Source organism: Caballeronia fortuita, assembly GCF_001544835.2.
Lineage (GTDB): Bacteria > Pseudomonadota > Gammaproteobacteria > Burkholderiales > Burkholderiaceae > Caballeronia > Caballeronia fortuita.
Genome location: NZ_FCNX02000018.1, coordinates 25121 through 38642 on the forward strand (window position 1 = coordinate 25121; position 13522 = coordinate 38642).

The window sequence follows — 13522 nt, forward strand, 5'->3', positions numbered from 1 at the left end:
TATGCGGCTATCGACCGCCAAGATTTTCGCCGGTGCAATGATCGCCGCGTCCGCGACGAGCGCGGATGCAGCGCAGCAATGCGACTGGCCCGCTTACCGCCTGTTCGTCGAGCGCATCGTGCAGGCCGATGGCCGCGTGATCGACCGCTCGACCGAAGCGCAGCAGACGACTTCCGAAGGCCAGTCCTACGCGATGTTCTTCGCGCTCGTCGCCAACGACCGCGCGACTTTCGACCGCGTGCTCAACTGGACGCGCACCAATCTGTCGGCCGGCCAGTTCGATTCGACCAACCTGCGCCTGCCCGCGTGGCAATGGGGCAGGAAGCCGGACGGCTCGTTCGGCGTGATGGACCCGAACTCGGCGTCGGACTCGGATTTGTGGATCGCATACGACCTGTTCCAGGCCGGCCGTCTGTGGAAAGAGCCGATGTACACGAAGCTCGCCTACGCGCTCGCCACGCAGATCACGAAGCAGGAAATCGTCGATCTTCCGGGTCTCGGTCCGATGCTGCTGCCCGGTCCGCAGGGCTTTCGCATCGGCGACGTGACGCGGCTGAATCCGAGCTATCTGCCGCTGCCCGTTCTGCGCGGCCTCGCGCACGACATGCCCGACGGCCCGTGGACGAAGCTCGCGCAAAGCGCCGCGAGAACGATCAAGGTGACGTCGCCGCGCGGCTATGCGCCGGATTGGGCGGCTTACCAGGCAAACCAGAACGGCCAGTTCGTCGTCGATCCGAAGAATGGCGATATCGGCAGTTACGACGCGATCCGCGTGTATCTATGGGCCGGCATGGCGTCGATGAGCGACCCGCTCGCGCGTCCGTGGCTCGATGCGCTCGGCGGCATGCGCCAGAGCGTCGCGCAGACGGGTTTTCCGCCCGAGAAGGTCAACGTGACGACGGGCGCGGCGACGGGCGAAGGGCCGCTCGCTTACTGGGGCGCGCTCGCGCCGTACTTCAAGGCGCTCAACGACGAACGCGGCCTCGGCCTCGCGCGCACGCATCTCGAAGCGCTGGCGGCACAGCCGGGCGCGGGACGCGAGCCGGTCTACTACGATCGAGTGCTCGGGCTCTTTGGCGGCGGTTTCATCGACGGTCGATATCGCTTCGACGAAAACGGCCGCCTCGTGCCGAACTGGAGAAGCGCATGCTGATCCGGACGAGAAAACGCGTGATCGCGGCGCTGATCTGCGCCGCACCGGTGATGGCCTTCGCGCAGACTGCAGCCGACCCGTTGAACGTGCTCATCGACCAGGGCAAGTACTGGCAGGCGCACCGGCGCGGCGATCTCGCGGAGCAGGCGTGGCAGAAAGTACTGCGCATCAATCCGAAGCAGCCCGATGCGCTGTTCGGCATGGGCATGGTGCTCGCCGATCGCAAGGACGGCAGCGGCGCGCAGCAGTATCTCGCGCAGTTGCGTCAGGTCGCGCCGAATTATCCGAACATCGACGAACTCGGCCGGCGTCTCGGCGAAACCAGTTCGCGCGATCAGACCGTGAACGACGCGCGGCGTCTCGCGCAAAGCGGACAAAGCGCGTCGGCGGTGCAGGAATACAAACGCGCGATCGACGGCAAGCCCGCGACGCCCGGCCTGCAACTGGAGTATTACCAGGCGCTCGCCGCCACGCCGCAAGGCTGGGACGAAGCGCGGCGCGGCCTCGAACAGCTCGCGCGCGACAATCCCGACGAGCCGCGTTATCAGCTTGCCTACGCGCAACATCTGACGTATCGCGACGCGACGCGGCGCGACGGCATCGCGCGTCTCGCGAAGCTGTCGGGCGATAGCGCCGTCGGCGCGGACGCGAAGAAGAGCTGGCGGCAGGCTCTGTTGTGGCTCGGCGCGCGGGCATCGGATGCGCCGCTTTATCAGGCGTACTTGCAAGCCGCGCCCGACGACGCCGCCGTGAAAGCGCGTTTCGATTCGATGGTGCAGCAGGACAAATCCGCCCGCGAACGCTCGCAGGCCGACGCCGCCGTCGATGCGCGCGGACGCACCGTCGCGGAAGGTTTCACCGCGCTCGATCGCGGCGATCTCGTGACGGCGCGCGCGCGTTTTTCGTCGGTTCTGTCGAGCAATCCGAACGACGCCGACGCGCTCGGCGGGATGGGCATCGCGGCATTGAAGCAGGAGCGTTTTTCCGAGGCGCGCACGTATCTCGAACGCGCGTCGCGGGCTGGCAATCCGGCGCGCTGGAAGGACGCGCTCACGAGCGCGAACTACTGGACTTATACGAGCGACGCCATCGGCGCGCGCAGCAACGGCCAGATCGCGCAGGCGAAGGCGCTCTTCGAGCGCGCGATCGCCACCGATCCTTCCGATGTCACCGCGCAAGTGCTGCTCGGCGAAATGCTGCTGGCCAACGGCGACCCGCGCGGCGCGGAAGCGTCGTATCGCATGGCGCTGCGCCGTCAGGCCGACAATCCGGATGCGATTCGCGGGCTCGTCGGCGCACTGGCCGCGCAAGGACGCGGCGACGAAGCGCTCGAATTCGCAAACCGGCTGAATACGGAACAGCAGGCGAAGGCCGGCGGCATCAACAAGCTGCGCGGCGAAGCGCAGGCGGCGCAGGCGCGCGCGGCGGAAGCGCGCGGCGATCTCGGCGCGGCGCGCAGTCTCTTCGAAGACGCACTGCTCAACAATCCCGACGATCCGTGGCTGCGGCTCGACCTCGCGCGCATCTACGTGCGTCAGGGCGCGGTCGGCAATGCGCGCAGCATGATGGACGGCCTGCTCGCCACGCATCCCGACATGACCGACGCGCTCTACGCGAGCGCGCTGCTTTCCGCCGAAACGCAGGACTGGTCGACGGGCCTCGCGCAACTCGACCGCATTCCGGCTGCGCAGCGCACGCCGGCGATGACGGCGCTTCAGCATCGGCTGTGGGTGCAGCAGCAGGCCGAACTCGCGACGCGCGCCGCCGCCGCGGGTCAGCGCCAGCAGGCGTTCGCGATGCTGCGCCGCGCCGAACCCGTCGCGGCGGGCAATGCCGAATTGATGGGCGCGGTGGCGTCGGCGTATGTGAAGGCGGGCGATCCGTCGCGGGCCTTGTCGCTCGTGCGCGGCGCGATGGCGCAGGCGCCGAACGATACCGGTCTCCTGTTGCAATACGCGGGCATTCTGTCGGCGACGCAGCAGGAAGCCGAGCTCGGCTCGGTAATGCGCCGCCTGCAATCGATGCCGCTCACGACGCAGCAGCGCGCGGACTTCAACAATCTGAACGTGGGCATCGTCGTCGCGCGCGCGGATGTCGTGCGCCGGCAAGGCGATCTCGCCGCCGCTTACGACGTGATCTCGCCGTGGCTCGCCGCGATGCCCGACAACGCCGATCTGCAAGCGGCGCTCGGACGCATGTACACATCGTCGGGCGATGACCGCAACGCGCTCACGTGCTATCAGAACGCGCTGTCGCGCCGTCCGGACGATGTCGGCCTGCAGACCGCCGCGATGTCGGCCGCGAGCGGCGTGCGCGATTTCAAGCTGGCCCAGACCTACGCGAATCAGGCTTATGAAGCCGCGCCGAACGATCCGGGCGTGCTCGCCGCGATCGGCCGGATGTATCGCGCGCAAGGCAAGCTGGATCTGGCCGCGCAGTTCCTGCAGCGTTCGCTCCTCGCCGCCAATACACCGGCGCCGGCTTCGCCGGCATCCGCCCGGGGCCGAAGCAATGTCCCGCCTGGCTGGGAGACCGCGATGAGCCGCATCGGCTCGAATCCGCTGCCCGGCACCAATCCGTTCGAAGGCAAGACAGCCGTCGATACAGCGTCGAATCCGGCGCTCGCATCGGGCGCGTCTTATCGCCAGGCCCTACCTCAGAGTTATTCGCAGCCCGTGCCGAACTATCTGCCGCCTCCTCAGCCCGCGCCTTATACGACGCCTTACGTCGCGCCTTCCTCCGCTCCGGCGACGATGCCCAATGCCGCGCCGCGTCCGGTGATGGGCGGCGGCTATGGGCCCGACACGTATGGCTCGGGCCAATCGGGCGCGCCGTTGCAGCCGTATCCGGGACAGGATGCGGGATATCAGCAGCCGCCGGTTTATCAGGCTTATCCGCAGCAGCAGGCTTATCCGCAGCAGCAGGCTTATCCGCAGCAGCAGCCGTATGCCGCGCAGCAGCAGGATCCGTATTCCGAACCGTGGCCGATGTCGCCCGGCGCGCGCGAAGCCCAAGCCAACGCGTACAACGCGCCTTCGGCCGCCAGCGCGAAGAAGAAGCCGACGCCCGCGCGCAAGAACACGGCGACGCGTTCCGCCGATCCCTACGCCTACGCCGCGCCGCCGCAGCAACAACAGCAGTACGCGCAAGCCCCCTACGGCCAGCAGCAGCCCTATTACCCGCAGCCGCAACAGTACGCGCCGCAATACGCGCAGCAGCAGTACATTCCGCAGCCGCCCGCGGGCTACGCGCAGCCCTACTATCCGTCGCAGGCGCAGCCCGCGCAGCGCGCCGCCGCCGCCACGATGAGCGCGGGCGGCGTCCCCGTCGCGGTCGCGAATTCGCAGACGGCGGGCGTCGCGGAAGAACTCGCGCAGATCAATCGCGAGCAGTCGAGCACGGTGTCGGGCGGACTCATCTTCCGTAGCCGCGACGGCGAGGATGGCCTCTCGAACCTCACCGACATCGAAGCGCCCATCGAAGGCCGCATCAAGGCGGGCAACGGCCACGTGATCGTGCGCGCGACGCCCGTCACGCTGGATGCCGGCACCGCGAGCAGCGAAGCGAACACGCTCGCGCGCTTCGGCTCCGGACTCGGCGCGACCGCCACGCCGCCGACCAACAACTACGGCTCGCAGACGGCGACGGGCGTCGGCTTGTCGATCGGCTACGAGAACCGCAACATCAAGGGCGATGTCGGCACGACGCCGCTCGGCTTTCGGGAAACCAACGTCGTCGGCGGATTGCAGTATCAGAACGCGATCACCGACAAGGTGTCGTACTCGCTCGCCGTCGCCCGGCGCGCCGTCACCGACAGCCTGCTCTCCTACGCCGGCGCGCGCGATCAGGGCGCGAATCTGGAATGGGGCGGCGTGACATCGACGGGCGCGCGCGCCGACCTCGCCTGGGACGACGGCACGAGCGGCGTCTACCTGAACGCGGCGTATCAGTTCCTCGACGGCAACCAGGTCGCGACCAACAACGCGGTGAAGGGCGGCGGCGGCATCTACACGCGTCTCATCAAGGATGCGGATCAGGCGCTGACCGTCGGCGCGAACACCACGTTGATGCACTACGACAAGAACCTGTCGTACTTCACTTATGGGCAAGGCGGCTATTTCAGCCCGCAGCAGTACGTGATCCTGAACTTCCCGGTCGAATACATGGGACGCACGGGGCTCTTCACGTACGACCTGAAGGGTTCGATCGGCGTGCAGCACTATCGGCAGGACGAGTCGAACTATTTCCCGACAAACGCCACGTATCAGGCGCGCGCGGCGAATTCCGGCGCGACGCCGGATGCGGGCGCGGTCTATCCCGGCCAGAGCAAGACCGGCGTGTCGTACTCGCTCAGCGCGACCGGCGAATACCAGCTCGCGCCGCAGCTCGCGTTCGGCGCGACGGCGTCGTTCGGCAACGCGTATCAGTATCGCGAGTGGCTCGCCGCCGTGTATGTGCGCTACAGCTTCACGCGTCAGAGCGGCGCGCAGCCGGTGTTCCCGCCGCAGGCGTTCAGCTCGCCGTATCTTTCGCTGTCGAACTAAAGGGTCTTGCGCGCGCCGGTATCGCTCCAATGAAAACGCAAAGCGCGCTCGTCGCGAACAACGACCAGTTCCTGCGCGACCTGCAGTTGTTCTGCATCGTCGCGCGGCGCTCGAGCTTCATCGCCGCCGCCACCGAGACCGGCATCTCGCCGGCGCACGTGAGCAAGCGCATCGCGATGCTGGAGACGAGCCTCGGTGTGCGGCTCTTTACGCGCACGACGCGCCGCGTCTCGATCACGAGCGACGGCGAAGCGGCCTTCCAGTGGGCGCAGAAGATTCTCGACGACGTGCAAGGCATGGCCGACGCCTTCGCCGGCCTCGACGATCCGCGCGGCCTGCTGCGTATCGGCACGAGTCTGCGGCTCGGGCGCGAGCATGTATCGCCCGCGCTCACGCTGCTGCGGCGTCGCCATCCGGCGCTGGAAATTTGGCTCGAACTGCTCGACCGGCGCGTCGATCTTGTCGGCGAGAACTTCGATATCGATATCCGTGTCGGCGAAGTGCTGGAGCCGCATCTGATCGCCCACAAGATCGTCGACAGCTTTCGCGTGCTCGCCGCCGCGCCCGCTTATCTCGAACGGCGCGGCACCCCGAAGACGCTCGCCGAACTCGCGCATCACGACTGCCTGCTGTTTCGCGGACGCGATCAGCGCTTCGGCGTCTGGCGGCTCGAAGGCCCGAACGGCGAGGAAAGCGTGAAGGTGACGGGGCCGATCGCGTCGAATCACAGCGACATCGTGCGGCAATGGGCCGAGGAAGGCTTCGGCATCGTGATGTGCTCGATCTGGGACGCCGCGGGCAGTCTTCAGACCGGACGGCTCGTGCCGGTGCTGCCCGCGTATCGGCAGCGCGCGGATGTGTGGGCGGTGACGTCGGCGCGATCGTCGCATTCGGCGAAGATCCGCGTGTGCATCGACTTTCTCAGGCAGCAACTGACGAGCGGACCTTACGCGCTCGTGACATCGGGCGTCGCCGGTTTCTGACGTTGCGCCCGCACTTCTGCGCGCGCCGGCGGTAAGAGGTCCGTCCGGCGATTCTGTTCGTAAGCATTCTCTATCCCCTCTCTTAGAACCAGCCCTCCGAGAAGCCCACCGTGGGAGGCGCAACGCATCGCCAGATGCGTGCCTGGCGCCACCTTACACATCCTTACGTTGCGCCAACCTCACAGCGCTCAAAAAAGACCTGACCCCGAAGTCGGAAATTTCCAAATATTTCTGAGACGTGTAATGATACTGATTCGCATTTAATTTATCGCGATGATAGGGCGCCTCAATGAGGCCCGCTGCGAGCACGGGCGCTTTCAGGACGACGTCGCCGGCGATGCCGTTTTCGACGACGTCGCCCGCTTCGCCTTGATCCCGTTCGATCAATCTCGGCAGACGAAAACCCGTTTCGCTGCCGATTCGGAATTCACTAACAAGCATCGGGGAACGACATGTTGAGAAAGACGCCGCTTGCCGCGGCATTGGTGACTATTGCCGTCGCGCCCATGGCCGCGCCGCTTTACGCCCAGACCGCTCCGCAATCCGCGCAATCCGCACCGCAGTCCACGCAACCCGCTCCGTCCGCGCCGCAAGACGCACCCGAAACCGCCGCCCTGCCGGCCGTCAACGTGACGGGTCAGGCGAGCACGCCCGATTTCCAGCCGGACGTATCGAGCGTCGGCGCGAAGGTGCCGACCGCGCTGCGCGACATTCCGCAGGCCGTCGTCGTGGTGCCGAAGGCGGTGCTGGAATCGCAGGCGGTCAGCTCGTTCGCCGATGCCTTGCGCAACGTGCCCGGCATCACCCTCGGCGGAGCGGAAGGCGGCCAGATCGGCAACAACATCAACTTGCGCGGCTTCTCGGCGCGCACGGACATCTACCTCGATGGCTTCCGCGATCGCGGCCAGTACTATCGCGATACGTTCAACCTCGATTCGATCGACGTGCTGTACGGGCCGTCATCGCTCTACTTCGGGCGCGGCTCAACGGGCGGCGTCATCAATCAGGTCAGCAAGCAGCCGACGCTCAAGCCGCGCGCCGATGTCTCGCTGCAGGCCGGCACGCATGACCGCTTCCGCACGACGGTCGACATCGATCAGCCGATGACCGATACGTCCGCGTTCCGCATCAACGCGTTCGGCCAGTCGCTCGGCTCGACGCGCGACGAGATGCACAACAAGGATTACGGCATCGCGCCCGAAGTGAAGTTCGGCATCGGCACGCCGACGCAGGTCACGTTGTCCGCGCTGATCCAGCACAATCGCGATCAGCCCGACTACGGCATTCCGCCGCTGAACGGCCACCCCGCACCCGTCGATACGAAGACGTTCTACGGCTTCACCGACGACCGCACGATTCAGGACGTCCAGACGGTCAACGCGCGCGTGGAGCATCGCTTCAACGACATGTTCACGATGCGCAACCAGACGCAGTTCAGCCACTACAGCACCGAGGCGCGCGCGACCAACGCGGCGGCCGTGCTGACCGGGCCGCTCGGCACGTCGCCGGCATTGTCGAACGGCAATTACACGACGCTGCCGCTATCGTCGTTGTTCGTGCGTCTGCAAGGCAAGGACCGCAACATCAACGATCACTCGGTCTACAACTCGACCGACGTGCAAGGCAAGTTCGCGACCGGCTTCCTCAAGCACGACATGCTCGCGGGCGTCGATCTGAGTCACGAAACGTACAGCAACCAGACCTTCACCGCGACCACGCCGGGCCTGCCGTCGAACACGCTCGCGATCGTGCCGCTCGTGAATCCGTCTTACGTGCCGCGTCCGTCGAACTATCGCGAAGTGGCGACCAATCTCGCGGAATCGAGCGCGAACGGCATCGGCCTCTATTTGAACGACACGATTTCGATTGGCGAGCACTGGAAGTGGATCGGCGGCGTGCGCTGGGATCGCTATGAAGCAGCCATCAACAACTCGATCAACGCGCCCGGCTACGCGACGCAGACGAACTACTTCACGAGCGTGCGCACGGGCGTCGTGTGGCAGCCGGCCGACTGGCAGTCGTACTACGTGTCGTACGGCACGTCGTTCGATCCGTCGCTCGAAGCCCTCACGCTCACCAACGGCCAGCAGAACCTGCCGCCCGAGCACAACAAGTCGTATGAAGTCGGCTCGAAGTGGGACCTGCTCAACGGCGGGCTGTCGGTCACGCAATCGCTCTTCAACATCGAGAAGACGAACGCACGCACGCTCGCATCGGATGGCAGTTATTCGCTCGATGGCGATATCCGCGTGCGTGGCTATCAGCTCGGCGTCGCGGGGCACATCACGCGCCAATGGCAGATGTTCGGCGGCTACACGTACATGAACGGCACCATCCGGAAGGCCTTCGACGGCACGCAGGGCAACGTGCCCGCGAACCTCCCGAAGCACATGCTCACGCTGTGGACGACCTACGACTTCACGCCTGTATGGCAGATCGGCGGCGGGCCTTCGTACGTGTCGTCGCGCTATGCGGCGAACAACAATCTCGTCGAAGCGGGCGGCTATGTGCGCTGGGACGTGATGGCCGCGTATCATCAGAAACGCTACGATATCCAGTTCAACGTCCAGAACCTGCTCGACAAGAAGTACTACGACGCCCTGATTCCGTCGGATGGCGGACGCGCGGTGCCGGGCCTTGGCCGCACGTTCATCGCGACGTTGAATTACCGCTTCCGTTGATTCGATGTGATGTGAACACGCGCGCCATGCAACACATGGCGCGCGAAGGCAAACAGTCATGATTCTTTCGATACCGAACGTGCTCTCCACCGACGCCGCCGCCACCATGCGCGCGCGGCTCGAGGCAAGCGACGCATGGGTCGATGGCCGGGCGACCGCGGGCTATCAGGGCGCGCCCGTCAAGCGCAACATGCAGATCGCGGAAGGCTCGCCCATCGCGCATGAACTGGGCGATGCGATCGTCGGCGCGCTCGAACGTCATCCGCTATTCATCAGCGCGGTGCTGCCCAACCGCGTGTATCCGCCGCTTTTTAACCGCTATGAAGGCGGCATGCATTTCGGCAGTCATGTCGATGGCGCGATCCGCATCGTGCCCGGTCATGGCGCGCGCGTGCGTACCGATGTTTCGGTCACGCTCTTTCTCACGCCGCCCGACGAGTACGACGGCGGCGAGCTCATCATCGAAGATACGTATGGCGTGCAGGAAGTGAAGCTGCCCGCGGGACATGCGATCGTCTATCCCGCGACGAGTCTTCATCAGGTGCGTCCCGTCACGCGCGGCGCGCGCGTATCGAGCTTCTTCTGGGCGCAAAGCCTCGTGCGCGACGATGCGCAACGCGCGCTGCTGTTCGATCTAGACAACTCGATCCAACGCCTGAACGCCACCAACGGCGACGAGGCCGCGAAGCGCTCGCTCGTCGGCTGCTATCACAACCTGCTGCGCATGTGGAGCGATACGTGATTCAGGCGGCGTGGAGCACGCTCGAAGGCAGTTGCGACACTTCCGCGAGCAACGCTTCGTCGCGCGCGATCACCTCGGGCAGATGCGTGCGCAGGAACTCGACCCACGTGCGCGTCTTCGCATCGACGAACTTGCGCGACGCATAGAGCGCGTAGAGATTCGTGCGCTGCAGCGTGTGCTGCGGCAGCACGCGCACGAGCGAGCCGTTGCGCAAGCCTTCGATCGCCGCATAGAGCGGCAACATGCCGATACCCATGCCTTCGCGAATCGCCACCACGAGCGACTCCGCGATATTCACCTGCACCGTCCCGCTGATATGCAAGGTCTCGCGGCCGTCCGGTCCTTCGAGCGTCCATTCGCGCGCGGGAAACGCGGGCGTCTGCAACGTGAGGCAATCGTGTTCCGCGAGATCGGCCGGCACCCGCGGCGCGCCGCGCGAGCGAATGTATTCCGGCGAGGCGCACAGAATACTGAAGGTCTCGCCCAGCTTGTGCGAGATGACTTCCGAATCCGACAACGCGCCCGCCGACACCACGGCTACGTCGCTGCTGCCTTCGAAGAGATCGGGCATGCGCTGCGATAACGTGAGTTCCACTTTCACATCGGAATGACGCTCTCGATACCGGGCAATCGCGGGCAGTATGTAATGCTGTCCGACGCTCGCGTAGCTCGACATGCGCAGCGTGCCCGACGGATGTTCGTGCGCGCAGCTCGCTTCTTCTTCGGCGCCGTCGATGTCGGCGAGAATCTGACGCACGCGCTTCAGATAGCGCTCGCCCGCCGACGTGAGCGCGAGGCGCCGCGTCGAGCGATTCATCAGGCGCGTGCGCAGATGCGCTTCGAGTTCGGAGACGGCGCGCGACATCGCGCCGGTGGTCGAGTTCATCGACTGAGCCGCAGCCGTGAAGCTGCCGGCTTCGATCACGCGGGTAAAAACCCGCATGTTCTGTAGGGTGTCCATCAAACTGTCACAATTTCTTCGGAAGTATGATTGTCCGCCTTTGCGCCCCATCGATTGTTGTTGAATCAGGAAAGAATGTTCCCTCATTCACGCATTAATCCGGCAAGACGGCTTGCCTACAATCGGCGCCTTCATCACGAGAAGGCGATCGGCGGATTGCATGTCGTTTCAGGAAGCACGCTTGTCGATGCGCGACTGGATCGCCACCGACGGCCACGTCTGGCTGCATCTCGCGAAGACCTTATGCGCGGCGTTCATCGCGATGATCGTTGCGATGCGTCTCGAATTGCCCCAGCCGCGCGTCGCGATGACGACCACGTTCGTGCTGATGCAGCCGTTCTCCGGCATGGTGCTGGCGAAGAGCGTCTATCGCTTTGCGGGCACCGCGCTCGGCATGCTGGCCGCGCTCGTGCTCGGCGCCGTGTTCGTGCAGCAGCCCGAGCTCTATGCGCTCGCCCTCACGACATGGGTCGCGGCCTGCACGGCGCTCGCGGTCCGTTACCGGCAGTTCCGCTGGTATGGCTTCGTGCTCGCGGGTTATACGGCCGCGCTGATCGGCGTTCCCGCCGTCGCCGATCCGGACAGCCTGCTCATCGCGACGCTCACGCGCGGCGCGGAAGTGATGCTCGGCATCGTGTGTTCGAGCGCAATCAGCGCGCTCGTCTTTCCGCGCCATGCCAGCGCGACGCTCGCGCAGTCGCTCGATGCGCGTCAGGCGCGCTTCGCCGCATTCGCCGCCGATGTCCTGCGGGGCCGTCTCTCGCGTCTTGTGCGTGAACGTCGCTTCGCCGATTTCGTCGATGAGATCGTCGGCTTCGAAGCGACGCGCGGCTTCGCTGCATACGAGTCGCCCGCGATGCGACGAGGCAACGGCAAGCTCGCGCGGCTGAACAGCGCGTTCATGGATGCATGCGCGCGCCTGCATGCGCTCGATCAGTCGATGAAGCGCCTGCGTGGAAGCGATGCCCTTGCGCCGTTTTTCGAAGAGCTTGCGCATATCTTTGAGCGTCAGCCGTTGAACGAGCATCTCGAACGCTATAAGGCAACGCTGCCGAAGCGCCTGCGCGATGCGCAGCGCAATCTCCCGCTCACCGATCGCGCGACGGAGCTCGACTTCACGACATCGGCGGAACTGCTGTATCGATTCATCGCCGATACGATCCGCTATGTATCGATCTCGGATGAACGTCCTGCGCCGCGCTACGAAGCGAGGACCAACCGCTTCGTCATCGGCGCGACCTTCGCGCGCACGGGCATCGTCATCGGAGCGACGGCGTGGTTCTGGATCGTGACGGCGTGGCCGAGCGGCGCTTATGCGGTTATCGGCGCGACGCTTGCGTGTGCGTTGTCGTCGGCATCGGCGCGGCCTTCGAAGTTCATCGCACAGATGGCGGCGGGCGCGGCGCTCGCGGTCGTCGTCGGCTACGTGTTTCTGTGCCGCGTGTATCCGGCCATCGACGGCGCCGCGCTCTTGTGCGCGATGCTCGCGGCACCGCTCGCGGCCGGCGCGTGGCTCGCGATGCGGCCTGCGAGCGCGGGCTTCGGCATCGGCTTCTGCGTGTTCTTCTGCCTGCTCGCCGTGCCCGATAACCGTATCGTCTACGATCCGGGCCTGCTGCTCAACAACGGCCTCGCCGCGGTGATCGCGATGCTCGGTGCGGCCATTGCGTGCGCGGTGCTCGTGCCGCCGCGCACGCAATGGCTCGTCAACAAGACGCTCGATGCGTTGCGCGCGCAGGCGGCGCTCGCGTGCGAAGGCAAGCTCGCGGGCATCGGCGAGCGCTTCCATTCGGGCACACACGATCTGATGTCGCAGTTGCGCGGCTTGCTGACGCGGCGTTCGCGCGAACATCGACATGCGCTTTCCTGGATGCTCGCCACGCTCGAAGTGGGACAGGCGGCGATCGATCTGCGGCACGAAGCGCGCATGCTGGACCCGCAGCGCTTTCCGGACGCATTGCGCCTTGCGTGGAGCACGGCGCTCGCCCGCCTGTTGCGCGATATCGCCGTGCTGTTTCGCGCGCCGGACAGCGCGACGCTGCGGCGCGCGATCGCGTCGGTCGTCGGCTCGATCATCGTCGCGGAAGACATGCTCGCGCTCGTGTGCGCCGAGCGCGACGCAAGGCACGACATGCAGCGCGTGCTCGCGTGTCTGCACTTCATCCGCGGCGCGCTCGTCGATGCCGATGCGCCGTATCTCGAACGCATCTTTCCGCCGCATGCAAAGAAGCCTTCCGCGTCCGGCGATTAATCCACGGCGGCGCGCGTCTTATAGTGGACTCGCTTCATCGCCCGCGCGCTCATTTGCCGCATCTTCGTGACGAGTGCCCACGCATTCGCGTGCATCGAATTAGACAAAGCGCAACGTTGCATGGCATTGGAACAATGTCTTGCAACGTTGGACTTCGCCGGCAATCCGCGCTACCTATAATCGCCTTCCGTTAAACGAAGCTTCAGA

The 13522-nt window shown here is 65.6% G+C and carries 8 protein-coding genes; 6 read left to right on the top strand and 2 right to left on the bottom strand.

Annotation, left to right across the window (positions count from 1 at the left end):
* Position 1: 1 nt before the first annotated feature.
* The 3 genes from bcsZ to AWB77_RS28250 are packed head-to-tail and all read left to right on the top strand — an operon-like array spanning position 2 to position 6680.
* On the top strand, positions 2–1153 hold the full coding sequence (gene bcsZ, locus AWB77_RS28240) for a cellulose synthase complex periplasmic endoglucanase BcsZ (protein WP_061137771.1): 1152 nt from the start codon (positions 2–4) through the stop codon (positions 1151–1153).
* On the top strand, positions 1147–5697 hold the full coding sequence (locus AWB77_RS28245) for a cellulose biosynthesis protein BcsC (RefSeq protein ID WP_061137772.1): 4551 nt from the start codon (positions 1147–1149) through the stop codon (positions 5695–5697). Before bcsZ ends, AWB77_RS28245 begins: the two co-directional genes overlap by 7 nt.
* A gap of 29 nt (positions 5698–5726) precedes the next feature.
* Positions 5727–6680 (top strand): LysR family transcriptional regulator, encoded by a 954-nt coding sequence (locus AWB77_RS28250; RefSeq protein ID WP_061137773.1) that lies wholly within the window; start codon positions 5727–5729, stop codon positions 6678–6680.
* A gap of 153 nt (positions 6681–6833) precedes the next feature.
* On the opposite strand, the gene AWB77_RS28255 is transcribed toward AWB77_RS28250, so the two are convergent.
* Complete coding sequence (locus AWB77_RS28255; RefSeq protein WP_157694934.1) at positions 6834–7121, bottom strand: hypothetical protein; 288 nt, start codon at positions 7119–7121, stop codon at positions 6834–6836.
* An 11-nt stretch (positions 7122–7132) separates the two neighbouring features.
* Here AWB77_RS28255 and AWB77_RS28260 point away from each other — a divergent pair, with 11 nt between their 5' ends.
* A complete protein-coding gene (locus AWB77_RS28260) occupies positions 7133–9361 on the top strand; it encodes a TonB-dependent receptor (protein ID WP_061137775.1) in 2229 nt (742 codons plus the stop codon).
* 58 nt (positions 9362–9419) lie between these two features.
* Entirely contained in the window at positions 9420–10103 is a 684-nt protein-coding gene (locus AWB77_RS28265) for a Fe2+-dependent dioxygenase (protein ID WP_061137776.1), read from the top strand.
* A 1-nt stretch (position 10104) separates the two neighbouring features.
* Here the strand turns inward: AWB77_RS28265 and AWB77_RS28270 are convergent, their stop codons facing one another.
* A complete protein-coding gene (locus AWB77_RS28270; protein ID WP_061137777.1) occupies positions 10105–11064 on the bottom strand; it encodes a LysR family transcriptional regulator in 960 nt (319 codons plus the stop codon).
* Between the two features lie 160 nt (positions 11065–11224).
* Between AWB77_RS28270 and AWB77_RS28275 the strand changes: the two genes are divergently transcribed.
* Positions 11225–13315 (top strand): FUSC family protein, encoded by a 2091-nt coding sequence (locus tag AWB77_RS28275; protein WP_061137778.1) that lies wholly within the window; start codon positions 11225–11227, stop codon positions 13313–13315.
* Positions 13316–13522 lie beyond the last annotated feature (207 nt).

Excerpts from the sequence above, each read along its gene's own strand:
- bcsZ (WP_061137771.1), top strand. The coding sequence starts at position 2 with ATGCGGCTATCGACCGCCAAGATTTTCGCCGGTGCAATGATCGCCGCG.
- AWB77_RS28245 (WP_061137772.1), top strand. The coding sequence starts at position 1,147 with ATGCTGATCCGGACGAGAAAACGCGTGATCGCGGCGCTGATCTGCGCC.
- AWB77_RS28250 (WP_061137773.1), top strand. The coding sequence starts at position 5,727 with ATGAAAACGCAAAGCGCGCTCGTCGCGAACAACGACCAGTTCCTGCGC.
- AWB77_RS28255 (WP_157694934.1), bottom strand. The coding sequence starts at position 7,121 with ATGCTTGTTAGTGAATTCCGAATCGGCAGCGAAACGGGTTTTCGTCTG.
- AWB77_RS28260 (WP_061137775.1), top strand. The coding sequence starts at position 7,133 with ATGTTGAGAAAGACGCCGCTTGCCGCGGCATTGGTGACTATTGCCGTC.
- AWB77_RS28265 (WP_061137776.1), top strand. The coding sequence starts at position 9,420 with ATGATTCTTTCGATACCGAACGTGCTCTCCACCGACGCCGCCGCCACC.
- AWB77_RS28270 (WP_061137777.1), bottom strand. The coding sequence starts at position 11,064 with ATGGACACCCTACAGAACATGCGGGTTTTTACCCGCGTGATCGAAGCC.
- AWB77_RS28275 (WP_061137778.1), top strand. The coding sequence starts at position 11,225 with ATGTCGTTTCAGGAAGCACGCTTGTCGATGCGCGACTGGATCGCCACC.